At 70.2% G+C, this 23,895-nt stretch carries 20 protein-coding genes and 5 tRNA genes; 16 read left to right on the plus strand and 9 right to left on the minus strand.

All coding sequences use genetic code 11. The features are described 5' to 3' along the window. Window positions 1–184: 184 nt before the first annotated feature. The 3 genes from BDW27_RS13550 to BDW27_RS13565 all read right to left on the minus strand — a co-directional run bounded on the left by BDW27_RS13550 (window position 185) and on the right by BDW27_RS13565 (window position 2,778). On the minus strand, window positions 185–1,576 hold the full coding sequence (locus BDW27_RS13550; protein WP_110049543.1) for a DEAD/DEAH box helicase: 1,392 nt from the start codon (window positions 1,574–1,576) through the stop codon (window positions 185–187). Between the two features lie 238 nt (window positions 1,577–1,814). Continuing rightward, window positions 1,815–2,018 carry a cold-shock protein gene (locus BDW27_RS13555; protein ID WP_017542737.1) on the minus strand — a complete coding sequence of 68 codons (204 nt, stop codon included), beginning with the start codon at window positions 2,016–2,018 and terminating at the stop codon, window positions 1,815–1,817. Window positions 2,019–2,702: 684 nt separating this feature from the next. Continuing rightward, window positions 2,703–2,778, minus strand: a tRNA-Lys gene (locus BDW27_RS13565). Between the two features lie 292 nt (window positions 2,779–3,070). On the opposite strand from BDW27_RS13565, the gene BDW27_RS13570 reads away from it, so the two are divergent. Further along, entirely contained in the window at window positions 3,071–3,682 is a 612-nt protein-coding gene (locus BDW27_RS13570) for a TetR/AcrR family transcriptional regulator (RefSeq protein ID WP_017542738.1), read from the plus strand. A 123-nt stretch (window positions 3,683–3,805) separates the two neighbouring features. Continuing rightward, on the plus strand, window positions 3,806–4,066 hold the full coding sequence (locus tag BDW27_RS13575) for a PspC domain-containing protein (protein WP_017542739.1): 261 nt from the start codon (window positions 3,806–3,808) through the stop codon (window positions 4,064–4,066). 139 nt (window positions 4,067–4,205) lie between these two features. On the opposite strand, the gene BDW27_RS13580 is transcribed toward BDW27_RS13575, so the two are convergent. Next, window positions 4,206–5,522 carry an MFS transporter gene (locus BDW27_RS13580; RefSeq protein WP_017542740.1) on the minus strand — a complete coding sequence of 439 codons (1,317 nt, stop codon included), beginning with the start codon at window positions 5,520–5,522 and terminating at the stop codon, window positions 4,206–4,208. A gap of 383 nt (window positions 5,523–5,905) precedes the next feature. Beyond that, complete coding sequence (locus BDW27_RS13585) at window positions 5,906–6,256, minus strand: metallopeptidase family protein (protein WP_017542741.1); 351 nt, start codon at window positions 6,254–6,256, stop codon at window positions 5,906–5,908. A gap of 153 nt (window positions 6,257–6,409) precedes the next feature. Here BDW27_RS13585 and BDW27_RS13590 point away from each other — a divergent pair, with 153 nt between their 5' ends. From BDW27_RS13590 to BDW27_RS13605, 4 genes are all read left to right on the plus strand, one after another. Further along, window positions 6,410–7,885 (plus strand): metallophosphoesterase, encoded by a 1,476-nt coding sequence (locus tag BDW27_RS13590; protein WP_233515754.1) that lies wholly within the window; start codon window positions 6,410–6,412, stop codon window positions 7,883–7,885. Window positions 7,886–7,982: 97 nt separating this feature from the next. Further along, window positions 7,983–8,055 (plus strand) — tRNA-Glu (locus BDW27_RS13595). A gap of 89 nt (window positions 8,056–8,144) precedes the next feature. Next, window positions 8,145–8,219: transfer RNA gene (locus BDW27_RS13600), tRNA-Asp, on the plus strand. A gap of 28 nt (window positions 8,220–8,247) precedes the next feature. Then, window positions 8,248–8,321: transfer RNA gene (locus tag BDW27_RS13605), tRNA-Phe, on the plus strand. 66 nt (window positions 8,322–8,387) lie between these two features. Here BDW27_RS13605 and BDW27_RS13610 read toward each other — a convergent pair. Beyond that, a complete protein-coding gene (locus BDW27_RS13610) occupies window positions 8,388–9,302 on the minus strand; it encodes a PP2C family serine/threonine-protein phosphatase (RefSeq protein ID WP_110049546.1) in 915 nt (304 codons plus the stop codon). 160 nt (window positions 9,303–9,462) lie between these two features. On the opposite strand from BDW27_RS13610, the gene BDW27_RS13615 reads away from it, so the two are divergent. Then, a complete protein-coding gene (locus tag BDW27_RS13615) occupies window positions 9,463–10,263 on the plus strand; it encodes an alpha/beta fold hydrolase (protein ID WP_110049783.1) in 801 nt (266 codons plus the stop codon). 12 nt (window positions 10,264–10,275) lie between these two features. On the opposite strand, the gene BDW27_RS13620 is transcribed toward BDW27_RS13615, so the two are convergent. Together BDW27_RS13620 and BDW27_RS13625 are read right to left on the minus strand one after the other, a co-directional pair. Next, window positions 10,276–10,920, minus strand: a complete 645-nt coding sequence (locus BDW27_RS13620) for a phosphotransferase (protein WP_110049547.1) — start codon at window positions 10,918–10,920, stop codon at window positions 10,276–10,278. Between the two features lie 16 nt (window positions 10,921–10,936). Beyond that, window positions 10,937–11,344 (minus strand): RNA-binding S4 domain-containing protein, encoded by a 408-nt coding sequence (locus BDW27_RS13625; protein ID WP_017542747.1) that lies wholly within the window; start codon window positions 11,342–11,344, stop codon window positions 10,937–10,939. Between the two features lie 98 nt (window positions 11,345–11,442). Between BDW27_RS13625 and BDW27_RS13630 the strand changes: the two genes are divergently transcribed. Both BDW27_RS13630 and BDW27_RS13635 read left to right on the plus strand, forming a co-directional pair. Next, window positions 11,443–11,517 (plus strand) — tRNA-Asp (locus BDW27_RS13630). Window positions 11,518–11,584: 67 nt separating this feature from the next. Further along, entirely contained in the window at window positions 11,585–12,313 is a 729-nt protein-coding gene (locus tag BDW27_RS13635; protein ID WP_110049548.1) for an rRNA methyltransferase, read from the plus strand. 34 nt (window positions 12,314–12,347) lie between these two features. On the opposite strand, the gene BDW27_RS13640 is transcribed toward BDW27_RS13635, so the two are convergent. Continuing rightward, entirely contained in the window at window positions 12,348–13,541 is a 1,194-nt protein-coding gene (locus BDW27_RS13640; RefSeq protein WP_110049549.1) for a nitrate/nitrite transporter, read from the minus strand. Between the two features lie 162 nt (window positions 13,542–13,703). Here BDW27_RS13640 and BDW27_RS13645 point away from each other — a divergent pair, with 162 nt between their 5' ends. The 7 genes from BDW27_RS13645 to BDW27_RS13675 all read left to right on the plus strand — a co-directional run bounded on the left by BDW27_RS13645 (window position 13,704) and on the right by BDW27_RS13675 (window position 23,770). After that, window positions 13,704–17,387: a nitrate reductase subunit alpha gene (locus BDW27_RS13645; protein ID WP_110049550.1), complete on the plus strand. Its 3,684-nt coding sequence runs from the start codon at window positions 13,704–13,706 to the stop codon at window positions 17,385–17,387. Then, a complete protein-coding gene (gene narH / locus BDW27_RS13650; protein ID WP_199560652.1) occupies window positions 17,387–19,177 on the plus strand; it encodes a nitrate reductase subunit beta in 1,791 nt (596 codons plus the stop codon). Before BDW27_RS13645 ends, narH begins: the two co-directional genes overlap by 1 nt. A gap of 116 nt (window positions 19,178–19,293) precedes the next feature. Next, window positions 19,294–19,974, plus strand: a complete 681-nt coding sequence (gene narJ / locus BDW27_RS13655) for a nitrate reductase molybdenum cofactor assembly chaperone (protein ID WP_110049787.1) — start codon at window positions 19,294–19,296, stop codon at window positions 19,972–19,974. Then, window positions 19,971–20,729: a respiratory nitrate reductase subunit gamma gene (gene narI, locus BDW27_RS13660; protein WP_110049551.1), complete on the plus strand. Its 759-nt coding sequence runs from the start codon at window positions 19,971–19,973 to the stop codon at window positions 20,727–20,729. The genes narJ and narI overlap by 4 nt, the downstream gene beginning before the upstream one ends. A gap of 75 nt (window positions 20,730–20,804) precedes the next feature. Beyond that, window positions 20,805–21,743, plus strand: a complete 939-nt coding sequence (locus BDW27_RS13665; protein WP_110049552.1) for a DUF5996 family protein — start codon at window positions 20,805–20,807, stop codon at window positions 21,741–21,743. Window positions 21,744–21,853: 110 nt separating this feature from the next. Next, a complete protein-coding gene (locus BDW27_RS13670) occupies window positions 21,854–22,141 on the plus strand; it encodes a GNAT family N-acetyltransferase (protein ID WP_110049553.1) in 288 nt (95 codons plus the stop codon). 129 nt (window positions 22,142–22,270) lie between these two features. Further along, complete coding sequence (locus BDW27_RS13675; protein WP_110049554.1) at window positions 22,271–23,770, plus strand: sodium:alanine symporter family protein; 1,500 nt, start codon at window positions 22,271–22,273, stop codon at window positions 23,768–23,770. Window positions 23,771–23,895: the final 125 nt, after the last annotated feature.

A 23,895-nucleotide genomic window follows, 5' to 3' on the forward strand; every position in this document is an offset into this window, starting at 1 on the left:
CGGCAGCGGCCGGTAGGTGGTATTGAACTCTCGGGCCCCAGCGCCGTACGGCGCTGGGGCCCTCGACGTGCGTTCAGGAGAAGAAGGACACGCACCTTCCCCGTCCCGGGACCGGCCGACGCCTCCAGGTCGGTTCAGCTGTTCCCTCCGGAGAGAGGGGGAGAGCTCCGGAGGGGAACCCGGGTCAGCGGCGCGGGCGGCGACGTCCGTGGGGTGCCTGCGTGCGGGCGCGCTCCTGTGGCCTGGCGGACCGCACGGTCACCGGCAGTCCCGAAGGTTCGCGGGCCCCGGTCACCTCGGCCAGCTCCGGGGTGTCCGCTCCGGCGCCCAGGGTGCGCGGTTCGATCCGTGCCCTGGCGACCAGGCGGGTCATGTCGCGGCGCTGGGCGGGCATCACCAGCGTGACCACGTTGCCGGACTCACCGGCCCGGGCGGTGCGCCCGCCCCGGTGCAGGTAGTCCTTGTGGTCGGTCGGCGGGTCGATGTTGACGACCAGGTCCAACCCGTCCACGTGGATGCCGCGCGCCGCGACGTTGGTCGCGATCAGCGCCGTCACGTCGCCCCGCTTGAACTGGTCGAGGGTACGGGTGCGCTGGGGTTGGCTGCGTCCGCCGTGCAGGGGCGCGGCGAGCACCCCGTTGGCCAGCAGGTGTTCGGCCATACGGTCCACCGCGCGCTTGGTGTCGAGAAACATGATCACCCGGCCCTGTCGAGCGGCGATCCTGGTGGCGACGGACCTCTTCTCGCCGGGCGAGACGTGCACGAGGTGGTGCTCCATGGTGGAGACGGCGCCCTCGGACAGGTCGACCGAGTGGACCACCGGGTCGTTGAGGAAACGTCGGACCAGCTGGTCCACGTTCCGGTCCAGGGTGGCTGAGAACAACATGCGCCGCCCACCCTTCGGTACCTCCTGGAGGATCGCGGTGACCTGGGGCATGAAGCCCATGTCGGTCATCTGGTCGGCCTCGTCCAGGACGGTGGTCTCCACCCGGTCCAGCACACAGTCGTCGCGCTCCATCAGGTCGCGCAGCCGCCCCGGGGTGGCCACGACCACGTGCGTTCCCTGCTGTAGGGCGCGCGTCTGTCGGCGGATGGGCATGCCGCCCACGACGGTGGTGATGCGCACCCCCACCGAACGCGAGTAGGGCTCCAGGGACTCAGCGACCTGCTGTGCCAGCTCCCGGGTGGGGGCCAGGACCACGGCCAGGGGGCGCCGCGGTTCCGCGGGGCGCCCGTCGAGGCCGGCGAGCAGGGGCAGGCCGAAGGCCAGGGTCTTGCCGGAACCCGTCCGGCTGCGGCCCAGTACGTCGCGTCCGGCCAGGGAGTTGGGCAGGGTCGCAGCCTGGATCTCGGACGGGGTCGTCAGTCCCTGGCGGTCCAGGGTCCGCTTCAGGGCCGACGGCATGTCCAACGCCGCGAAGGAGTCCGCAGGCGGGAGCGCCGGAGTCACGGTGACGGGGAGCGCGAACTCCCCGGAGGGGCCCGCGTTACGAGGGCGCGAGGCGCCGCCCGGGCGCTGTCGACCGTAGCTCCGGGCCGGTCGCGCACGGTTGCTGGTGGGGTGGGGATGGCTCATGAATGGCCTTTCGCCGTCGGAGTTCGCCGGGCGGGAGGCCTCACGGCCTCACAGGGAAAACCGGGTACACCGGATGAATGAAACCTGCACGCCCGACTGGAGAATTTCCGGGGCGAGTAAAGCAAGCTATTTGGAAAAACGAAGCCCAGAAATCAGGCGGAGAAACAAAAAGACGGGGTCCGGCCCCCTGGAGGGCGGACCCCGTCGCGGGGGAGAGTGTGCTCTCCCCGGATCAGGCTTAGCGCAGGGTGATGTTCTCAGCCTGGGGGCCCTTGGCCCCGGCGACGGCATCGAACTGCACGGCCTGGCCTTCGGCCAGCTCACGGTAGCCCGTGGCCTGGATGTTCGAGTAGTGGGCGAAGACGTCCGGGCCGCCGCCGTCCTGCTCGATGAAGCCGAAGCCCTTTTCGCCGTTGAACCACTTGACTGTACCGGTGGCCATGGTGGCACCTCTCGCTCGAAAATGAAGAAAACCGCAGGTGACGATTTTCCCGTCACTGCGGTGATCTCCCAGGAACGCGAGGTTCCACGGGGGCCACTACTGCAACTTCGTAGACAGTAGCACAGAAAATTCTATTCTCCCGATATCCGGTGCATCGCGGAGTGCCAGAAAAATGGTGCGGAAACAGAAAGTGCCGTGCTGCTCGCGCTGAACGCCCGCCCCGCCGCGGCCGTCCGCCGCTGGAGGGGCGCCAGAGTGGGCAGCCGGGAACGGGGTGTGCGGACCCGGACCTGGTGTCCGCCCGTATGAAGGGAGGCTGCCCGGCTCCGGACCGGCTGAGCCGCGTGTTCCGGAAGGCCGGAGAGCGGACTGCCGTCGGTGCGGATGCGTGATCTGCGGCGGGCGCGGGCCGCGTTCGCTTGTGAGGAGGGGTGTGCCTGAAGACGATGCGGGCGATGCTGGGGCAGATGAGCATCGTGTTGACCGCGGGCACGTACACGCGTGTCTCGCCCGAGGTCGCCCATGAGGCGGCGGCGCTGGTGCTGAGAGAGGCCCGGTCGGCGCCCGGTCGGCACCGTGCGCTCCGCCGTCGAAGGAAGCGGAGGGGGCCCACGCGCGTCCCGTCCGGGTCCCACCACGGCAACGCCCCGCCGGGATTCGGCGGGCGTTGTTCCAGGTGAAGGGTGGTAGGGCCCCAGGGGATCGAACCCTGAACCCGCGGATTAAAAGTCCGCTGCTCTGCCAGTTGAGCTAAGGCCCCGTGGCGTGCCCAGGTGAACTGGGGGAACGTCACACAAGACGACATCCTACCGGATACCACAGGAGTTGCGGAGCAGTGGATTCGCCTGTCAGCGCGCACATGCGGGACCGCTCTCGGGGGTGACGGGCCAGGTTCGAAGGTCGCGGGGGAGTGAGATGATCACCGGGCGCTGGCGGGCCGTGTCCCTGAGGGAACCCGGAGGGGGCGACCCTGAAGGGGTCGGAAGCGTGCAAAAGTACACATGGAGAAATATTGCGCGGGCTGTAATAGTTGTCCGTGCAAGGGAGGACCTATGGGGCTGCGAGAACGCAAGAAGCTGGCCACGCGCCGGGCTCTGCGGGAGGCCGCCGTGCGGCTCACCCTGGAGCGCGGTCTGGAGAACGTGACCGTGGAGGCGATCTCGGCTGAGGCCGACGTCTCGCCCCGGACCTTCTTCAACTACTTCGCGACCAAGGAGGACGCGCTCCTCGACGACGTCCCCGTGTCCCTGGACGAGGAGGCGCACGCGGCGTTCGTGGCCGGTGGCCCCACCGGTGTGTTCACCGACGACCTCGGCTCCCTCCTGATGGCCTCCCTCGTGGTCTCGGGCGACCTCGGCAAGCAGCGTGCCGAGATCGCTCTGCGCAGGCAGCTCATCGACCGGGAACCCCACCTCCTCCCCGGTCTGCTGGGGCGCTTCCACGACGTCGAGCGGAGCGTGGCCGCCGCGATCGCCGAGCGCGCGGGGGTCCCCGCCGACGACACCCGATCCCAGGTGGCGGCGGCCGCCGCCATGTCCTCCATGCGCCAGTCCATGAAGATGGTCCCGGAACAGGCGGAGGAGGGCATCGACGAACTGCGTGCCCACCTCGGCCAGGCCTTCCGGACGTTGGGAGAGGTCTTCGCCCCCGAACGCCGGGGCTGATGTGCGCCACGTCTCAGGAACGTCCCGGGGCTCGACGCCGTCGGACCTTCGGGGACGGAGATCAGGGACCGCCCAGGGCTCTCCCCGATGGGAATCGTCGTCGTCAGCGGGCAAGGTGGAGGTATGAACGAGAACTTCGCCAGCAAGAGACTCCAGCGCAGCGAGACCGACCGCTTCCTGACCGGCGTTTGCGGGGGCATCGCCGCCTACACCGGTGTGGACTCCACGATCATCCGGATCGTCTTCGTGGTCCTGGCCCTGCTGGGCATGGCCGGTATCCCGATCTACATCCTGGCCTGGCTGCTCATGCCGGCCGAGAGCGAGCAGCGTTCGCTGCTGGAGCAGATCATCCGTAACTTCCAGGGAAAGTCGAGTGACAACTGATGTGGACCCTGCGCGCACATCCCGGTTGGCAGCGGCGCGAGCTGTGTGCCCCACGGGATGATCGAGAGACCGACCAGTCCTGTGACCAGCCCGCGGAGCACCGCGCCGAGCGCCAGGGCGTGCTCGGCGCTCACCGGCCCTAGGAGGCCGACTCCGACTCGGTCGCCTCCATCCGCTCGGCGACCTCCCGGGACATCCGTGCCCACGGGACGGAGAGGGCGATCGCGGAGAGCAGGGCGAGCAGACCGGCACCGACGATCACCGTGCTGGTGCTGGTGAGCTCGACGAAGTAGCTGGACAGCAGGATGCCGATGCCCTGCGCGGCCTGGAGCCCCGAGGCGACCAGGCCGAAGGCCAGCCCGCGGCCCTCCTTGGGCACGCAGAGGACGAAGGCCGCGTTGGCCACGAACTGGTAGGAACCGGCCGCCCCACAGAGGGTCAGGGCGGCGATCATCATCCACAGCGGCATCTGGAGCACCCAGAGCAGCAGCGGCACGCAGGTGAGGATCGCCAGCGGGCCGAGGAGACGGGTGCGGGTCGGCGGGGCGATCAGTCGGGTGAGGACGAAACCGCCCACGAGCGCCCCGATCGACTGGCCCGCCATGATGAACCCGGCCGCGGCGGGCCCGGCGCCCGCTTCGGCGGCCATGGGGTTGGCCAGCCCGTAGGGGATCGAGTACAGGCCCGCGAGCCAGGCGAGCAGGGCCAGCACGCGCAGCTTGGGGTCGCTGAAGACGAGCTTGGCGCCGTCCCTGGTCATCACCAGGAGTCCGGGGCGCTTCTCGCCGCTCTCCTCACGCGCGGGAGCGGGGCGGGCCTTCACGCCCAGGCGTACGATCAGCGCCGACAGGACGAAGAGCACGCCCGTGGACATCAGGGTGATGTTGGGACTGACGAAGGTGACGATCACACCGCCCGCGATCAGACCGAGGAGCATCCCGACCTGCGCGGTCAGCTGGATGATCGCGGTGCTGGCCACGTAGCGCTCGCCCTGGACGATCTGGCTGAGCAGGGCCGCACGGGCCGCCGAGAACGGGATCGACGGCAGGATCGAGAGGAACAGCAGCGCCCAGACCGCCCAGACCGGCATGCCGGGGATTCCGACGATGACGATGACCACGGCCCGGATCACGTCGCAGGCCACCATCACCTGGCGGCGCGGCAGGATGTCCGCGAGTCCGGAGAACAGCGGACCGGCGATGATCGGCGGCAGGAACATCACGGCCAGCGTGACCCCGGCGGCGAAGGCCGAGTCCGTCAGTTGGTAGACGAGGACGCTGGAAGTGATGTTCAGCAGGTTGGCGCCGATCACCGACAGGGCGTGGGCCAACCACATGGAACGGAACTCGGCTATCGCCATGACGTCGCGGTAACTGCTCCGCCATTTGTCGTCCCGCGCCTTCGGAGATCCGTGATCCCCGCCGTCGGCGGCCTTGTCGAGGCTCGGATTGCCCACCAGGCACTCCCTTACTGTCACAGGGGTGAATCACGCTGTGTCGTGCTCCCATGACCAACGGTTCCGGAAGAGGGTCGCACTGGCAAGCGGGTTGGGTGAATTCGTGTCTGATTCGTTGCTCCGAGTAATGTCTCCCGGTGTGATTCGGTATCGCCCCCGAAGGTTGCTGTCCGGATTGTTTTCCCAGGTGGGTGCCGTTGAAGGAGAGCTTCGTGTGTCCTCCGGGGGTGCTGGGCGGGGAGGGGGGTCGTTACTCGCCGAAATGGTGTCACGAATGGGAATCATGTCCCAGATGCCAGAATTTATGGGATCTTCGGATCTCTATTCCCTCGGAATATCGCTCTGGGTGAGCACTTCCGGCCGAGTCAGCCCCAACGGCAGAGTCAGCCCCAACCGAGTTCGGTGAGCCGGGCGTCGTCGATCCCGAAGTGGTGCGCGATCTCGTGGATGACGGTGACGAGCACCTCCTCCACCACCTGGTCGGGGGTCTCGCACATCGCGCAGATGTTGCGCCGGTAGATGAAGATCTGGTCTGGGAGCACCCCGAAGTAGGAGTCGCCGCGCTCGGTCAGCGGAATCCCCTCGTACAGGCCGAGCAGGCCCTCCGGGGACTCCTCCGCGACCGTGATCACCACGTTGTCCATGAGTCGGGCCAGTTCCGGCGGGATCTGGTCCAGGGCGTCGGCCACCAGTTCCTCGAAGTCCCTGCGTGTCAGTTCAACCACGCCTGCCATTGTGCTGCCTTCCCGGGGTGGCGAGGAAGAGACATAACACTCTGGACGGGAGGAAACATTGGGAACGGCTCCAGTCAACGGCATGATGGAGGTGTGTTGTCTTGGGGAGAGATCCGCGCTTACGACTACCGGGGGGCCCTCGAACGGTCCCGAATGACCCTTCGCCGGTGGCGTGCCGGACGTGTGTGGCGGTGGAGCTGCGTCGTCGTCGCGGGACTGGTCGGGGGCTGGCTCGGGCTGGCCCTGGGCGGCCAGGTGGTCACGCCGATCGGACCGGCCGACGTCACCTTCGCCCTGAGCCCCCAGTGGCACGGTGAGACCGTCGTCAACGTCGCCCCGCTGGGCCAGCTGGCCTTCGACACCCACACGGCGCCCCTGAGACTCGAGGCGACCATCACCGACATCCGGCTCTCGGCGGCCGAGGAGATGTTCGCCGACCCCGACGCCATCAACCGCATGGCCGCGGGGATCGGCGCCGACCTCACGAGCGGTGTGACCGCCCTCCTGCTGCGCTCCCTGCTCGTGGCGACCCTCGGCGCGGCCCTGATGGGCCTGCTGCTGTTCCGGAGCGCCTGGCGCGCCCTGGCGAGCGGGGCCACCTCGCTGCTCGTCCTGGTGGGCTTCGGCGGCCTGGCGGGGTTCACTTTCAACCCGAGCGCCATCGCCGAGCCGCGCTACACCGGGCTCATCGCGGGCGCCCCGCAGGTGGTGGGCAGCGCCGACGACGTCGTCAGCAGGTTCAGCGAGTACCAGGAACAGCTCGCCGGGCTGGTCGGCAACGTGTCGATGATCTACGAGGCCACGTCCTCGCTGCCGGTGTACGACGACGACGAGTCCGTCATCCGGGTGCTGCACGTGTCCGACATCCAGCTGAACCCGGCGTCGTGGAGCATCATCAGCACGCTGCGGGAGCAGTACGGGGTCGACGTGATCGTGGACTCCGGCGACCTCACCGATCGCGGCAGCGCGGCGGAGGACGTCTTCGCCGACGAGATCGGGAAGCTGGACGTGCCCTACGTGTGGGTGCGCGGCCAGCACGACTCCATGGGCACCCAGCGGGCGGTGGCGGCCCAGTCCAACGCGGTGGTGCTGGACGGTGACGTCGAGGAGGTCGGCGGCCTCACCTTCTACGGGGCGGGCGACCCCCGGTTCACTCCGGACGCCACCCGGCTCAACCCGGACGCCGCGGGGGTGGCCGCTCTCGGCGAGGAGCAGGCGGCGTCGATCAGGGGCGGCGGGGACGACGTGGACGTCGCGATCCTGCACACGCGCACCCAGGCCCGGCCGTTCGACGGCGTGGTTCCGCTGGTCCTGGCCGGGAACGAGCACCTGCGCTCCACCGAACTCACGGACCAGGGCACCAGGTTCCTCGTCCAGGGGTCCACCGGCGGCGCGGGACTACGTGGCCTGGATCACGGTTCCGGTCGTCCCACGCCGTACCAGGCGTCGGTCCTGTACTTCGACGCGGAGACCGGCCGCCTCCAGGCCCGCGACGACATCGATCTCGGGGGTATCGGGCTCACGTCGGCGCAGGTCGAGCGGCACATCGAGGCGGACCCCGACCGGCGGATCGGTGAGCCGGAAGAGGGCGAGGACGAGCGTGCGACCCCGACGGAGGAGTCGTCGTAGGCCCCGCGTCGTCGCAGGTCCCGGAGGGTTTGGGCTGACTCGGGTATTCGCTTTGGCGTTGGTGGGAATCTCCCCTATGCTTGGGCTGTCTACACGGGCCCCCATCGTCTAGCGGCCCAGGACGCCGCCCTTTCAAGGCGGTAGCGCGGGTTCGAATCCCGTTGGGGGTACGAAGCGGTCAGAGCACTGCCGGGCGTCTGGCAGAATGAGAACCGCAGCGACACGCAGGGCCGCGAGGCCGGGCGTGACAACTGAACAAGGTCCTGTGGAGCAGTTAGGAGTGCTCGCCACCCTGTCAAGGTGGAGGCCGCGGGTTCAAATCCCGTCAGGACCGCGTGCGTCGCCGAGGGAATCGGCGCCGCGGCTAGGTAGCTCAGTTGGTACGAGCGTCCGCCTGAAAAGCGGAAGGTCGGCGGTTCGACCCCGCCCCTAGCCACATCGGCGTGAGAGAGCCCCCGTCACCTGGGAAACCAGGCGGCGGGGGCTTCTTCGTGTCCGGCGGTCACCAGGTGACGCCGTGCCAGCTCACGTGGTGGTCGGTGTGGTCGGAGTCCTTCGTGCACCAGTAGGTGGTGCCGTCGCGCAGCAGGAAGCGGTCGCAGGCGATCCCGGCGGCGCGGTCCTCGGCCAGCGCGTCCAGCAGGAGTTCCGGACTCTCCGGGGGGCAGCCCGGTGCTCCGAAGCTCTCCAGCCCGTCCAGGAGGCGTTCCTGCCGGGTCCGGGGGGCGACGGGAGCCGGGGCCGACCTGATCACCAGGGCGGTGGCGTTGTCGGTGCTCTCCGCCTCACGCGCGGCGTCCACCAGGACGCGGACCAGGGTGTCGGGGTCGTGCGCGTGGTCGGCGACGAGCTCGGCCATCAGCCGCTCGTCCACGTAGTCGTGGACCCCGTCGCAGGTGAACAGGGTGAGGTCGGCCGCGGGCGCGGTGGTGGTGCCGATGTCCTCGGGGCCCGCGGTGGCGACCGAGGTGGTGACCGTGTGGTCGCAGGCCCGGGCGAGGTCGTCCGAGGCCCACCGGTCGCGCAGCTCCTGGCCGTGCGTGTGGTCCCGGGTGTGCTGGCGCAGGCCCTCCCCGGGGCTCCAGGTCCACACCCGGCAGTCGCCGACCCACGCGATGTCTATGGGGTCGTCGGGGGCGTCCTGCCGGGCGTGGGCCATCACGCAGTCGGTGCCGGGGTGGGCTCGGGTGATCGCCCGGGCGGCGGCAAGGAGCGCGTCCACGGCCTCGCCCGGAGCCGACGTGGCCGTGTCGGCGGCGAGCTGCGCGGCCCGCGCGGTGTCGGGGTGGTCGCCGAACCCGTCGGCCACCGCGGCCCGCCAACCGTCGGAGGCGGACTCGACCTGGTGTGCGCAGGCGTCCTGTTGGCTCGGTCGGGGGCCCTGGTCGGTGTCGGTGGCGATGACGGGAGAACTCATGCGCGCTCCTTCAACCGGTTCGGGTGGCCTCACCCAAGGACGATGGGACCTGGGAAGATGCTCGCAGACGGGGGTTTGGTTCGCGGACGAAGGTCACGAACCGGTGATCCATCCGGGCATGCCCCGTGGGCGCCGGGATTGTCGGGTAGTGTCCGTTGACGTGAACCACGCGACCGCCGCAGACGGAACCCGAATCTGGTACGACGTCCACGGTGCGGGGGACGCCCTGGTACTGATCCACGGGCAGTCCCTCGACCACGAGATGTGGGACGGGGTGTACGAGGACCTCGCCGAGCGCCACCGGGTGGTGCGTGTGGACCTGCGGGGCACCGGTGGCAGCGACGCACCGCTGGACCGGTCCTACAGCATGGAACTCCTGGCCAGGGACGTCCTCGCGGTCATGGACGACCTCGGGCTCGGGCGCGCGCACGTCTACGGGTTCTCCATGGGCGGGAAGGTCGCCCAGACGCTCGCGGCCATCGCCCCCGAACGGGTCGGCGCCCTGGTGCTCGGCTCCACGGCTCCCGGTGGGGAGCACGAGGTGGAGCGTCCCGAGCACGCGTCCCTGGCGCTGCGCAAGGCCAGCGGTGATGAGGGGCGCGGCCTGATCGGTCCGCTGTTCTACACGCCCGAGTGGGCGATGGCGCACCCGGAGACAGTCACCCGTGTGCTGCCCCGCAACCCGCTGCGCGCGCAGCGCCGTCACTACGAGGCCAGCCTCAAGCACGACGGCTGGGACCTGCTGCCCTGTGTCCAGGCCCCGACCCTGGTGGTGCACGGCGAGGACGACGAACTCACCCCGGTGGGCAACGCCGAACTGCTCGCCGAGCGCGTTCCCGACGCGGAACTGCTGGTCCTGCCCGGTGCCCGCCACGGCTACCTCCACGAGGCGGCGCCCAAGGCCACCGAGGCCGTCCTGGCCTTCCTCGCCGCGAACCCCCTGGTCTCCGCCGACCGGTGACGCCGGGGGTTCTCAGGGCTGTCGGCGGACGAGGTCGGCGGCGCGGGGGAGCAGGGACACTTCCTCGAGGGTGAGGTTGGGGTCCGCCCGGCGCAGGGCGACGGCGTCGTTCACGAGCCGGGCCGGGTCGCCCTCGGCGCTCCTGAGGTAGGGGTCGAGGCAGGCCCCGGCCAGGGCCGCCAGGGGGCGGGGGCCGCACAGGCCGGTGAGCGCCAACAGGAGCGCGGTCACCGCCAGGTCCAGGTCGGGTTCGCCGTCGCGGGCGTTGGTCCAGTCGATGACCACCGGGCCCCTCGGGGTGAGGACGACGTTGCCGGGGTGCAGGTCCAGGTGCAGGAGTCGACCGGTGGCCCTGCCGGGGAGCGCGTGCAGGCGGGCGTGGAGCCCGGCCAGCTCCCGGCCGGTTCCTTCGGGGGTGAGCCGTCCCTCCAGGGCCGCGTCGAGCATCGTGGGCCCGTACAGCCGCTCCATCTCCAGCTCGGACCCCTCGGCCCGGTGCACTTCGGGTGTGGGGAAGCCGTGTTCGCCCGCGTGCGCCATGGCGGCGGCCTCGGGGCCGGTGTCCTGCGGGTGGCGGTACCGGCGCAGCACGCGGTGATCGCCCAGGGCGAACACGTCGGCGTCGCGTCCTGAGGCCAGGGGGATGGGGGAGGGCACTGTGGCTCCTGGGGGGTCAGGCGGGGGGTGGGAAATCCGTGCGGAGCCGGTCCAGCTGGCGGCGGTCCCGCTTGGTGGGGCGGCCCGCGCCGCGGTCACGGCGGATCACCGGGGCGGCGGCCTGGGACGGCTGCGCCGGGGTGCGGTCCACGTAGCAGCGGGCCGCGACAGGGGCGCCGACCCTCTTCACGATGACGTGGCTCACGTCGACGATGCGCGTGATGCCGTGCAGACGGACCCTGACCTGGTCGCCGACCGTGATCACCATGGCCGGTTTGGCCGGCCGGTCGTTGACCCGCACGTGCCCGCCGCGGCAGGCCTGGGCGGCGTCGGCGCGGGTCTTGGTGAGGCGTACCGCCCACAGCCAACGGTCGACCCGCGTGGAGTCCGGGCCGGAGGGAAGGGGGGCGGACGAGTCGCTCACGCGGGGTCCTCTCACGGGTTCGGGTGCGTTGTGAGCCACTCTAGGTCGACTGCGGTACGAAGCGCTCCAAAGTCGCGCTAGAGTTGTTCTTGCAACGAGGTCCTGTGGAGCAGTTAGGAGTGCTCGCCACCCTGTCAAGGTGGAGGCCGCGGGTTCAAATCCCGTCAGGACCGCATCAACGAAGGCCCGGTGTCCCAGACACCGGGCCTTCGGCGTTGTCGCGTGACAGGGGGGACGGTTGTGAGCTACCGGTACGCCACCGAGCGTGTGGACCACTCGGCTCTGGCGAGCGGACAGGTGTTGAGGTCCGCTCCCGGATACCCGGGATTTCCCGTGAGAATGGCGAGTGAACTCCTCCAACGGGCGATGGTCCACGTGGAGGGCGACCGGGTGCGGCTGTGGGACCCCTGCTGCGGCAGCGGGTACCTGGTGGCCGTGCTGGGCCTGCTCCACCGCGACCAGCTCACGCACGTGCGCGCCACCGACGTGGACGAGGACGCCGTGGGTATCGCCGCGCGCAACCTGGAGCTGCTGACCGCCGAGGGGCTGGCCGAGCGGGAGCGGGAGCTGCGCCGTTCTGCTCGGGACTTCGGCCGGGTGGCGTTCGTGGAGCGGGCCGGGTCCGCCCGCGACCTGGCCGCCGGGTTGGCCGCCATGGGCGGGGACCTCCCGCACGAGTCGGGGGTGGCCGACGTCTTCACGATGACGGACCCGGTCGGGGCCGACCTCGTGATCACGGATGTCCCCTACGGCGAGATGACCCACTGGGACGGCAGCGTCCCCGACGGCGACCCGATCCGTGCCCTGCTCTCCTCGATGGGCCGTGTCCTGCCCCGGAGCGCGGTGGTGGTCGTGACGGCGCGCACCCGCCGGGTGCCGTTGCCGGAGGGAGTCCGGGCCCTGGAACGGGTGAAGGTCGGTAACAGGTCGGCGGTCCTGGTCCGCGCCCGGGACCTCGCGGCGCTGTGAATCCCGCCCCGTCCACAGCCTGTGGACGGGGCTGTCAGGTGACGTCGCGGAAGGCCCGTGTGGTGTACAGCGCCACGATGAGCGCGACCACCGCCAGCAGGACGAAGCCCAGCGTGTAGGCGCCCGTGGCCTGGTACACCACGCCCATGAGCAGCGGCGGGAAGTAGCCGCCGAGGCCGCCGGCGGCACCCACCAGACCCGTGACCGTGCCCACCCGGGACGGGTCCACGAGCTTGGCGACCAGTGCGAACACCGCGCCGGTGCCCAAGCCCAGGGACAGCGCGATCAGCACGAACGACAGCCCCGCCGGGAACTCCGCCGGGGGGTGCAGCGCGAGGACGACCGCGAAGGCGCACGTGCCGAAGAAGGAGATCAGGCAGACCCGCACCGGACCGATCCGGTCCGACAGGATGCCGCCGACGGGACGGGCGATCACCGCGGCCACGGCGAATCCGGCGGTGCGCATGCCCGCGTCGGTCTGCGCGAAGTCGTAGGCGGTGGTGAGCAGGGTCGGCAGGTACGTGGAGAAGGCCACGAAACCGCCGAATACCAGCGCGTAGAGCGCCGAGGCCTGCCAGGTGGCCCTGAGGGCGAGCGCCTCGCGCATGCGGGGCAGGGCGGGTTCGGTCCGCGGGCTCCACTCGGGTGAGTTTCGGGCCAGGAACCACATGACGGCGCCCATCACCGCGAGCGCCACGCACATGAGCAGGTGGGTGGTGAGTACGCCCATGGCCTCGACCAGGCGCGGGGTCAGGAAGGCCGACAGCGCCGTTCCGCCCATGCCCGCGCCGAACACGCCCGTGGCGAACCCGCGCCGGTCGGCCTTGTACCAGGCGTTGACGAACGGGATGCCGACGGCGAACGAGGTGCCCGCGATTCCGAGGAAGAAGCCCCAGAGGAGCAGCATCGGGTAGGAGTTCGCGGACAGGCCGACGAGGAGGGTCGGGACGATGCTGAGCAGGCAGATGGCCGTGAACATCACCCGGCCGCCGTAACGGTCGGTCAGGGTGCCCACCGGGATGCGCCCCAGAGAGCCCACCAGCACCGGGAAGGCGACCAGGATCGACGTCTGCGTGGGCGTGAGGCCCAGGTCCTCGCTGTAGCTCCGTGACAGCGGACCGATCAGGTTCCAGGCCCAGAAGGTCAGCGTGAACGCCGCCGTGGCGAGGGCGAGGTTGCCGCCCGCGGTTCCGGAACGGGTCGACCGCTCCCCAACTTCCGCACGCATTCCGGCTCCTTCGTCAGTCGTCTGCGGCGATTGTCGTCCAATGCGGTGTGGGAAACGTGACATCCGTGCCGGAGCAGGCATATTCATTAACGGAATGTGGTCGGGCCTGGGCTCTTTTTCCTGCGCTTCGGGCAACGGGCGGGCAAACGAGGTGTTTTCCTTATGGCGGCACGGAGCAAACGCGGGGGAGCGGGCGACGGCCTTCTCCGGTTGGGAAACTACCTGACCCGTTCGGAGCCCCTTGACGGAGACCGAGCCCAGGTCAGACACGGTGGACGCGAGGGCGACGTGTTCTACCGGGACCGGTGGAGCCACGACCGGGTGGTGCGTTCCACGCATGGAGTGAACTGCACGGGATCCTGTTCCTGGGATGTTTATGTCAAAGACGGAATCATCACCTGGGAAACTCAGGCCACGGATTATCCGTCGGTCGGACCGGATCGGCCCGAGTACGAACCCCGGGGCTGTCCGCGCGGCGCGGCCTTTTCCTGGTACACGTATTCACCGACCCGGGTGCGCTACCCCTACGCGCGCGCCGTGCTCGTGGAGATGTACCGGGAGGCGCGCGAGCGGCTGGGCGATCCGGTCCTGGCGTGGGAGGAGATCACCACCGACCCGGAGAGGCGCCGCCGCTACCAGCGGGCGCGGGGCAAGGGCGGGCTGGTCCGCACCACCTGGGACGAGGCCCTGGAGATCGCCGCCGCCGCGCACGTCCTGACGATCCGGAAGTACGGCCCCGACCGGATCGCCGGGTTCTCCCCCATCCCCGCGATGTCGATGGTCTCCCACGGCGTGGGCGCCCGGTTCATCAACCTGCTCGGCGGCTCGATGCTGTCGTTCTACGACTGGTACGCGGACCTGCCCGTGGCCTCCCCGCAGGTGTTCGGCGACCAGACCGACGTCCCCGAGTCCGGTGACTGGTGGGACGCCGCCTACCTCGTGCTGTGGGGCTCCAACGTCCCGGTGACCCGCACCCCGGACGCCCACTGGATGGCCGAGGCCCGCTACCGGGGCCAGAAGGTCGTGGTGGTCGCCCCGGACTTCAACGACGCCGCCAAGTTCGCCGACGAGTGGCTGGCCCCGCACCCGGGCACGGACGGGGCCCTGGCGATGGCCATGGGGCACGTGATCCTCAGGGAGCGCTTCGTCGAGCGGCCCACCCCGCGCTTCACCGAGTACGCGCGCGCCTACACGGACCTGCCCTTCCTCGTGACCCTGGACAGGAGGGACGGCCGGTTCGTGCCAGGCAAGTTCCTCACCGCCTCCGACCTGCCCGGGAACCTGGACGGTGCCAACCCCGAGTGGAAGCCCGTGTTCTGGCCGGAGGGGGAGGACGCGCCGGTCGCCCCCAACGGCACGGTCGGCCACCGCTGGGGCGAGGACGGCCTGGGGAAGTGGAACCTGGACCTGGAGGGCCGCGTCCCCGAACTCACCTTCTACGGCCAGGGCGCCGAGGCGGCGGAGGTCGCCCTGCCGCGCTTCGACACCCCCGACGGCACGGCCGAGGTCGACACCCGGGGCGTCCCGGTCCGCAGGGTCGGCGACCGGCTGGTCACCACCGTGTTCGACCTGGTCCTGGCCCAGTACGGGGTGTCCCGCCCGGGTCTGCCCGGGGTCTGGCCCTCCGGGTACGACGACCCGGGCGCCGCCTGCACCCCGGCCTGGCAGGAGGCCCTCACCTCCGTCCCCGCCGACCGCGCGGTGCGGATCGCCCGCGAGTTCGCCGACACCGCCGAGGCCAGCGGCGGCCGGGCGATGATCGTCCTGGGCGCCGGGACCAACCAGTGGTTCCACGGCGAGAACGCCTACCGCGCCTTCCTCTCCCTGCTGCTCCTCACCGGCTGCCAGGGGGTCAACGGCGGCGGCTGGGCGCACTACGTGGGGCAGGAGAAGTGCCGCACGGCCACGGGCTGGGCCGCCTACGCCTCGGGTATGGACTGGTCGCGCCCGCCGCGCTTCATGGCCGGAACCGCCTACTGGTACTCGCACACCGACCAGTGGCGCTACGACACCTACCGGGCCGACTCCCTCATGTCGCCGCTGGGCCCCGGCAGGGTGCGCGGGCAGCACACCGCCGACCTCGTCGCGGCGTCCGCGCGCATGGGCTGGATGCCGTCCTACCCGACCTTCAACCGCAACCCGATCCAGCTCGGCAAGGAGGCAGCCGAACGCAACCGGGACCCCGCCGAGTACATCGCCGACCAGCTCCAGGACGGCACGCTCCGGTTCGCGGCCGAGGACCCCGACGACCCGAAGAACTGGCCCCGGACCCTCACGCTGTGGCGGTCCAACCTGTTCGGTTCCTCCGCCAAGGGCAACGAGTACTTCCTGAAGCACCTGCTGGGCACCCACTCCAACCTCCAGTCGGAGCCCGCCGGGCCGGACGACCGGCCCGAGGACGTGACCTGGCGGGAGGAGATCCCGGAGGGCAAGCTCGACCTGCTGCTCACCCTGGACTTCCGTATGACCAGCTCCACGCTGCTGTCCGACATCGTGCTGCCCGCCGCCACCTGGTACGAGAAGCACGACCTGTCCACGACGGACATGCACCCCTACGTGCACGCCTTCAACCCCGCGATCGACCCGCCCTGGGAGACCCGCACCGACTTCGACACCTTCCACGCGCTGGCGAAGGTGTTCAGCGAACTGGCGGCCGACCACCTCGGCGAGGTCACCGACCTGGTCGCGGTGCCCCACCAGCACGACACCGAGGGCGAGCTGGCCCAGCCGCACGGGGTGCCGAGGGACTGGAAGGCCGAAGGGGAGCGGCCGGTCCCCGGGACCACCATGCCGGCCATCGTCCCGGTCCGCCGCAACTACTCGGCGACCGCCCAGAAGCTCGCCGCGCTCGGTCCGCTGGCCGAGGGGAAGGGACTGCCGGTCAAGGGCGTCTCCTTCACCCCCGACGAGGAGATCGAGTGGCTGCGCCAGAAAAACGGGGTCGTGCGCGGCGGGGTCGCGGACGGCCGCCCCTCCCTGGACACCGACGTCAGGGCCTGCGAGATGATCCTCGCGCTGTCCGGCACCAGCAACGGTCGCCTGGCCGCCCAGGGCTTCGAGCGCCTGGCCGCGCGCACCGGCACCGACATGGACGAGCTGATCCACCACGCCGAGGAGCGCCGGGTGGTCTTCGACGACGCCCGGCGCGGGCCCACCCCGGTGGGCACCAGCCCGGAGTGGTCCGGCAAGGAGTCCGCCGACCGCCGGTACTCGCCCTTCACCATCAACGTCGAGCACGACAAGCCCTGGCACACGCTCACCGGCCGCCAGCACTTCTACCTGGACCACGACTGGATGCACGAGTTCGGTGAGGCCCTGCCGGTCTACCGGCCCCCGCTGGACATGGGCCGTCTGTTCGGGGAGCCCCGGATCGGGCCGACCGGTCAGCGCGAGGTGGTCGTGCGCTACCTGACCCCGCACTCCAAGTGGTCCATCCACTCCGAGTACCAGGACAACCTGCTCATGCAGACCCTGTCCCGGGGCGGCCCCACGATCTGGATGAGCGTGGCCGACGCCGAGGCGATCGGGGCGGCCGACAACGACTGGGTCGAGGCGGTCAACCGCAACGGGGTCGTCGCCGCGCGCCTGGTGGTCTCGCACCGCATGCCGACCGGGACGGTCTACATGCACCACGCCCAGGAGCGGACCATCGACGTGCCCAAGACGGAGACCACCGGCCGACGCGGCGGCATCCACAACTCGCTCACCCGCCTGCTGGTCAAGCCGACGCACCTCATCGGCGGCTACGCCCAGCTCACCTACGCCTTCAACTACCTCGGCCCGACGGGGAACCAGCGCGACGAGGTCACCGTCGTGCGCAAGCGGACGACGGAGGTGCGTTACTGATGGCGGAGCGGAGCCCGGAGCGGGCGGGCCGCGCGGACCGGGGGGCGCGGCGGCGGCCGATCGGCCGGGTCATGGCGCAGGTCGCCATGGTGATGAACCTGGACAAGTGCATCGGTTGCCACACCTGCTCGGTCACCTGCAAACAGGCGTGGACCAACCGGGGCGGTGTCGAGTACGCGTGGTTCAACAACGTCGAGACCCGCCCCGGCCAGGGGTACCCGCGCACCTACCAGGACCAGGACCGGTGGAAGGGCGGCTGGGTCCGGCGCCCCGACGGCCGGCTCGTGCCGCGCGCGGGCGGCCGGATCAGGCGGCTCGCGACCATCTTCGCCAACCCGGTGATGCCCTCCATCCAGGACTACTACGAACCCTGGACCTACGACTACGAGACCCTGACCAACGCGCCCCTGGGCGACGACTTCCCCGTGGCGAGCCCGCGCTCGGCGCTCACGGGCAAGCCCATGCAGGTGAGCTGGAGCGCGAACTGGGACGACGACCTGGGCGGCGGACCCGAACTCGCCTCCCAGGACCCCATCGTGCGCAGGCTCGGGGACCGGGTGAAGCTCTCCTTCGAGGAGACCTTCATGTTCTACCTGCCGCGCATCTGTGAGCACTGCCTCAACCCCACCTGTGTGGCCGCCTGCCCGAGCGGGGCGCTGTACAAGCGGGTCGAGGACGGCATCGTGCTGGTGGACCAGGACCGCTGCCGGGGCTGGCGCATGTGCGTCACCGCCTGCCCGTACAAGAAGATCTACTTCAACCACAGGACGGGCAAGGCCGAGAAGTGCACCTTCTGCTACCCGCGCGTGGAGGTGGGCATGCCCACCATCTGCTCCGAGACGTGCGTGGGGCGCCTGCGGTACCTGGGGGTGGTGCTCTACGACGTGGACCGCGTGGGTGAGGCCGCCGCAGTCGAGGACGAACGGGACCTGTACGAGGCGCAGCTGGACGTGTTCCTCGACCCCTCCGATCCGGAGGTGCGCGCGGCCGCCCGCCGCGACGGCATCCCCGACCGCTGGGTGCGGTCCGCCGAGCGGTCCCCGATCCTCGCCCTGGCCAAGCGCTTCCGGGTGGCCCTGCCGCTGCACCCGGAGTTCCGCACGATGCCGATGGTCTGGTACGTCCCGCCGCTGTCGCCGGTGGTGGACGCGCTCACCCGGACCGGGCACGACGGCGAGGAGGCGGGCCACCTCTTCGGGGCCATCGACGCCCTGCGCATCCCGATCGAGTACCTGGCCGAACTGTTCACCGCGGGGGACACCGGTCCCGTGGACCTCGTGCTGCGGCGGCTGGCGGCCATGCGGTCGTACATGCGCCGGATCAACCTCGGCCAGGAGCGCGACGAGTCCATCGCCGAGGCGGTCGGGATGACCGGCGCGGAGATCGAGGACATGTACCGGCTGCTGGCCCTGGCCAAGTACGACGAGCGCTACGTAGTGCCCACGGCCTTCGGAGTGGACGAGGCTGACAAGGGGGTCATCGAGGAGATCGGGTGCAGCCTCGACTTCGACGGCGGCCCCGGCATGGGCGGGATGGGCGACGTCCCCTTCGGTGAGGCCTCCGGGCGCCCGGACGCGGCCACCGTGGAGACCTTCCACGCCCTGCGCGACCGCCAGACCAGTGAGGGCGGAGCCGAGGAGCGGTCCGCCACCGACGGCCGCGTCAACCTTCTGAACTGGGACGGCAACGGTCGTCCGAGTGGACTCTTCCCACCCCGACGGGGTGGCGGTACCGACGACGGCGGCGGACGGGGCGCGGACCCCGGGCCGCTCGAAGGGGGTCGACCATGAGCACCAACACCAACGGCACGGACGACGTGTCCGGCGACGGCCGGAGCGCGAACGCACTCGACGCCCGCGCGGTGATCCCGAGCCAGGACGGCCGCGACCCGGACGGTCCGGGTCGGATGGGCTGGCTCGGCGCCGGCCGAGCCGCGCGCCGGGCCCACGCCCGCGCGGTGACCCACCAGGCGGCCTCGGTCCTGCTCGGCTACCCGGACGCCCTCTTCTTCGAGCGGCTCCCGCTGGCCGCGCGCGCCGCCGCCGAGCTGCCGAGGAGCCAGTCCCGCACCCTCCTGTTGGAGTTCTGCGAGCACGCCTCCAGCACGCCCGAGCTGGAACTGGCCGAGCACTACGTGGACGTGTTCGACTTGAAGCGCCGCCGCGCGCTCCACATGACCTACTACACGGACGGCGACACCAGGCGCCGCGGCCACGCGCTGGCCGAGATCAAGCGGGTCTACACCGAGGCGGGGTGGCGGGTCGAGGCCCGCGAGCTGCCGGACCACCTGGCGGTCATGCTGGAGTTCGCGGCCCGGGGCGACATGGACACCGGGCAGGAACTGCTCGTGGACTTCCGCTCGGGCCTGGACCTGCTCTCCCAGTCCCTGGAGGAGCACGGAACGCCGTACGCGCGGGTGGTCGACGCGGTCCGGTACACGCTGCCGCCGCCCCGGCGCGCGGACGAGGAGCGGGTGCGCCGGCTGGCCCAGGAGGGGCCGCCCGCCGAGGACGTGGGCATGGAGCCCTATGGTGCGCGGCCCCGGGTCCCGCTGCCCCTGACCGACGTCACCAGGAAACCGCAGTGAACCCCGGGGCTCCGGGGCCCGCGGACCTGATCCTGTGGGGCGTGCTGCCCTACGTGGTGCTGGTGCTCGTGGTGGGCGGGCTCGTGTGGCGGTATCGCTACGACCGGTTCGGCTGGACCACCCGCTCCTCGGAGCTGTACGAGTCCCGGCTGCTGCGGATCGGCAGCCCGCTCTTCCACTTCGGCCTGCTGGTGGTGATCGTCGGCCACGTGGTGGGCCTGCTGGTCCCCGACACGTGGACCAGGGCGCTGGGGGTCTCCGACACCGCGTACCACGTGGTCGCGCTGTCGATGGGGATCGTGGCGGGTGTGTGCACGCTCGCCGGGATCACCCTGCTCATCTGGCGCAGACGCACCACCGGCCCGGTGTTCAGCGCCACCACCCGCAACGACAAGCTCATGTACGCGGTCCTGGTCCTGGCGATCGTGACCGGCCTGGGGATGACCGTCTACTTCGCCGGGGTCGCGCTCGCGGGCGGGCACTCCGGCGACTACCGGGAGACGGTGTCGCCGTGGTTCCGGTCGATCTGGTTCCTGCGTCCGGACATCGCGGCGATGACGGCGGCCGAGGCGCCCTACAAACTGCACGCGCTGATGGGTCTGGCCCTGTTCGCGCTGCTGCCGTTCACCCGCCTCGTGCACGCCTTCAGCGCGCCCGTGGGCTACCTGTTCCGTCCCTACGTCGTCTACCGCACGCGTGACTCGCACTCGCCCGCCTCCGGACAGGCGGTGCGGACCGCCCGCCGGGGCTGGTGAAGCGACCGTTCCACGCGGCGCCGCCACCAAGCCACCGCCGCGCCACCCGCGTGACCCGACCAGGAGGCCGTCACCATGGAGCTGTTCCCCGCGTTCCCGCTTGACGAGTGGTACGACACCAAGCAGACCCTGCACCGTTTCGAGCAGATCGTCGGCAAGGTCCGGCTGGCCCACAGCCCCCGCCGCAACCACTGGTGGAACGTGCCCTTCCACCTGACCGGAAGCGGCATCACGTCCCGTCCGATGGGGCTGGTGGACGGCAACCCGGTCTTCACTGTGGACTTCGACTTCGTCCGCCACGAACTGGTCGCGTCGAACCTGGACGGGCACACGGCCGCCTTCCCGCTCCAGGGGCACAGCGTGGCCTCGTTCTACCTCCAGTTCCAGTCGGCCCTGGACAGCCTGGGGGTGGACGGCAGCATCCCGTCGGCCACGCCCTTCGACCTCCCCGACTCCGGCCGCCCCTTCGCGGACGACCACGACCACGCCACCTACGTACCCGAGCACGCCCACCGGTACTGGCGCGTTCTGAGCCAGGTGAACCTGGTCCTGGAGGAGTTCGCGGCCTCCTTCTCCGGCAAGACCAGCCCGGTGCACCACTTCTGGCACACGTTCGACATCGCGGTCACCCGCTTCTCACCGCACCCGATCCAGCAGCCGGAGCGGGCGGGCGGCCTGGTCCGCGAGGCCTACTCGCGCGAGGTGGTCAGCTTCGGGTTCTGGTTCGGTGACGACAACGTCCCCGAACCCTGCTTCTACGCCTACGCGGCGCCCGAACCGGAGGGGCTCACCGAGCAGCCGCTCAGCCCCGCCCAGGCGGAGTGGGCGCCCAGCGGGCAGGGGCACCTCGCGCTGCTGCGCTACTCCGACGCCCGCAAGCACGCCGACCCCAGGGCGGCGGTCCTCGGGTTCCTGGAGAGCGCCTACCGGGCCGGGGCCGGGCGGCTGGGCTGGGACATCGACGCCCTCGCCTGTCCCGGCGGGGTCACCGACCCCTACCTCGGGGGGCACTGAACCCGTCCCGAGGGTGTGCGTGGAGGGTTCGCCCGGGAACATGACATCCTGTGGGGCCCACCACGCGCGCACCACGCGTGTGACACGCACGAGGCAGGGGGAAAGTGGCCATGGAGTTGTCCGTCGTCGACGTGCCGGAACGATCCCGCTACGAGGTGAGCGCGGACGGCAGGGTGGTCGGCTTCTCCGCCTACCACCTCATCTCCGAGGGCGTCCTGGCGCTTCCGCACGTGGAGGTGGAGCCCGCCTTCGAGGGCAGGGGAGTGGCCAGCGAGCTCATGCGCCGATCCCTGGACCAGATCCGGGAGCGCGGGCTGAGGATCGTTCCCATCTGCCCGTTCGCCCAGGCCTTCCTCAAGCGGAACCCGGGTTACGCGGACCTGGTGCACGAGGGGTGAACCCGCCCGAATAAGCGAGTAACGGAAGTATCACCATCCGAGAACAGTGCGCCTCGGATGGTGTTTCGTGTCCGTTCCGGGGCATGGGTCGGCGGTTGTCCTTGTTTGGAGTGAAGGAGCCCCACCCCCGTGATACTGGCAGACGCAGTACCCACCCTCGATGCCCGCGTCACGGACGCGATCGGCACCTTCAACGACGACTTCTTCTGGTCGTGGATCCTGATCCCGCTCCTGATCGTGGTGAGTGTCTACATCACCCTCCGGAGCGGCCTCGTGCAGTTCCGGATGTTCCCGGAGATGTTCCGGGTGCTGAAGAGCAAGCCCGAGGTCGCGCCCGACGGCAAGAAGGCCGTCTCCTCGCTTCAGGCCTTCTTCATCTCGGCCGCCGCGCGGATCGGCACGGGCAACATCATCGGCGTCTCGATCGCCATCTCCCTGGGAGGCCCCGGAGCGGTCTTCTGGATGTGGGTGATGGCCCTGGTCGTGTGCGCCGCGAGCTTCGTGGAGTCCACGCTCGCGCAGCTGTACAAGGTCCGCCACCCGGCCGGGTACCGGGGTGGGCCCGCCTACTACATCGAGCGTGGTCTGGGACAGCGCTGGCTGGCCGTGGTCTTCGCGGTCATCCTCATCATCACCTTCCCGATGGTGTTCAACGCGGTGCAGAGCAACACCATCACCAACACGATCGCCAACTCCGCCGGTGAGCTCGGCGCGGAGACCAACCTGATGTTCTCGGCGATCATCGGCGCCCTGCTGGTGGTCCTCACCGCCCTGGTGATCTTCGGCGGCGTCCGCCGGATCGCCAACACCGCGCAGGCGCTGATTCCCTTCTTCGCCGGGCTCTACATCGTCATCGGCCTGATCGTCATGGCGCTGAACTGGCAGCTCGTGCCCGGCATGTTCGCCTCGATCATCCAGAACGCGTTCGGTCTGGGCGAGTTCGCCGCCGCCGCTCTGGGCGTGGTGATCATCCAGGGCGTGCGACGGGGCATGTTCTCCAACGAGGCGGGCCTGGGTTCCGCCCCGAACGCGGCGGCCAGCGCCTCGGTCACGCACCCGGTCAAGCAGGGCCTCGTGCAGACCCTCGGCGTCTACGTGGACACCCTGGTGGTCTGCTCGGTGACCGCCTTCATCGTCCTGCTCGGCTACCAGGGGACGCTCGACGGCACGATGGAGGGCGACCTCACCCAGCTGGCCCTGATGTCCATGCTGGGCCCGTGGGCGCTGCACCTGATGACGCTCATCATCTTCCTGGTGGCGTTCACCTCGGTGCTCGGCAACTACTACTACGGCGAGTCCAACGTCGAGTACCTGACCGGCAACGGGAACGTGCTGTTCGGCTACAAGGTGGTCTTCCTCGTCGCCACCTTCCTGGGGTCGCTGGGGTCGATCGACCTGATCTGGACCCTGGCCGACACCACGATGGGCCTCATGGCACTGGTCAACCTGGTCGCCATCGCCCCGCTGACGGTGATCGCCTGCCGTCTGCTCAAGGACTACACGGACCAGCGCAAGCAGGGACTGGACCCGGTCTTCACCAGGGACCGGATGCCGGACGTGCGCGGCGTGGAGTGCTGGGAGCCGCAGGAGGGGGTCGAGGCCCACGAGAAGGAGAAGCTCTCCTCCTGACCGAGGGCTGACGGGGGCGCGTCCGAGGCGGTTTCGGGCGCGCCCCGCGTGCTCTCTCGGGGGCACGCGACGGTTCAGTCGGCGCTTGGTTCACTTCTGAAAGCACACAAATCCCTAACGGTAGG

The organism is Nocardiopsis sp. L17-MgMaSL7 (genome assembly GCF_003182025.1).
Taxonomy (GTDB): domain Bacteria; phylum Actinomycetota; class Actinomycetes; order Streptosporangiales; family Streptosporangiaceae; genus Nocardiopsis; species Nocardiopsis prasina.

Coding starts and splice junctions, on each gene's coding strand:
- BDW27_RS13550 (WP_110049543.1), bottom strand. CDS start 1,576: ATGAGCCATCCCCACCCCACCAGCAACCGTGCGCGACCGGCCCGGAGC.
- BDW27_RS13555 (WP_017542737.1), bottom strand. CDS start 2,018: ATGGCCACCGGTACAGTCAAGTGGTTCAACGGCGAAAAGGGCTTCGGC.
- BDW27_RS13570 (WP_017542738.1), top strand. CDS start 3,071: ATGGGGCTGCGAGAACGCAAGAAGCTGGCCACGCGCCGGGCTCTGCGG.
- BDW27_RS13575 (WP_017542739.1), top strand. CDS start 3,806: ATGAACGAGAACTTCGCCAGCAAGAGACTCCAGCGCAGCGAGACCGAC.
- BDW27_RS13585 (WP_017542741.1), bottom strand. CDS start 6,256: ATGGCAGGCGTGGTTGAACTGACACGCAGGGACTTCGAGGAACTGGTG.
- BDW27_RS13590 (WP_233515754.1), top strand. CDS start 6,410: ATGACCCTTCGCCGGTGGCGTGCCGGACGTGTGTGGCGGTGGAGCTGC.
- BDW27_RS13610 (WP_110049546.1), bottom strand. CDS start 9,302: ATGAGTTCTCCCGTCATCGCCACCGACACCGACCAGGGCCCCCGACCG.
- BDW27_RS13640 (WP_110049549.1), bottom strand. CDS start 13,541: ATGCGTGCGGAAGTTGGGGAGCGGTCGACCCGTTCCGGAACCGCGGGC.
- BDW27_RS13645 (WP_110049550.1), top strand. CDS start 13,704: ATGGCGGCACGGAGCAAACGCGGGGGAGCGGGCGACGGCCTTCTCCGG.
- narH (WP_199560652.1), top strand. CDS start 17,387: ATGGCGGAGCGGAGCCCGGAGCGGGCGGGCCGCGCGGACCGGGGGGCG.
- narJ (WP_110049787.1), top strand. CDS start 19,294: ATGGGCTGGCTCGGCGCCGGCCGAGCCGCGCGCCGGGCCCACGCCCGC.
- BDW27_RS13665 (WP_110049552.1), top strand. CDS start 20,805: ATGGAGCTGTTCCCCGCGTTCCCGCTTGACGAGTGGTACGACACCAAG.
- BDW27_RS13670 (WP_110049553.1), top strand. CDS start 21,854: ATGGAGTTGTCCGTCGTCGACGTGCCGGAACGATCCCGCTACGAGGTG.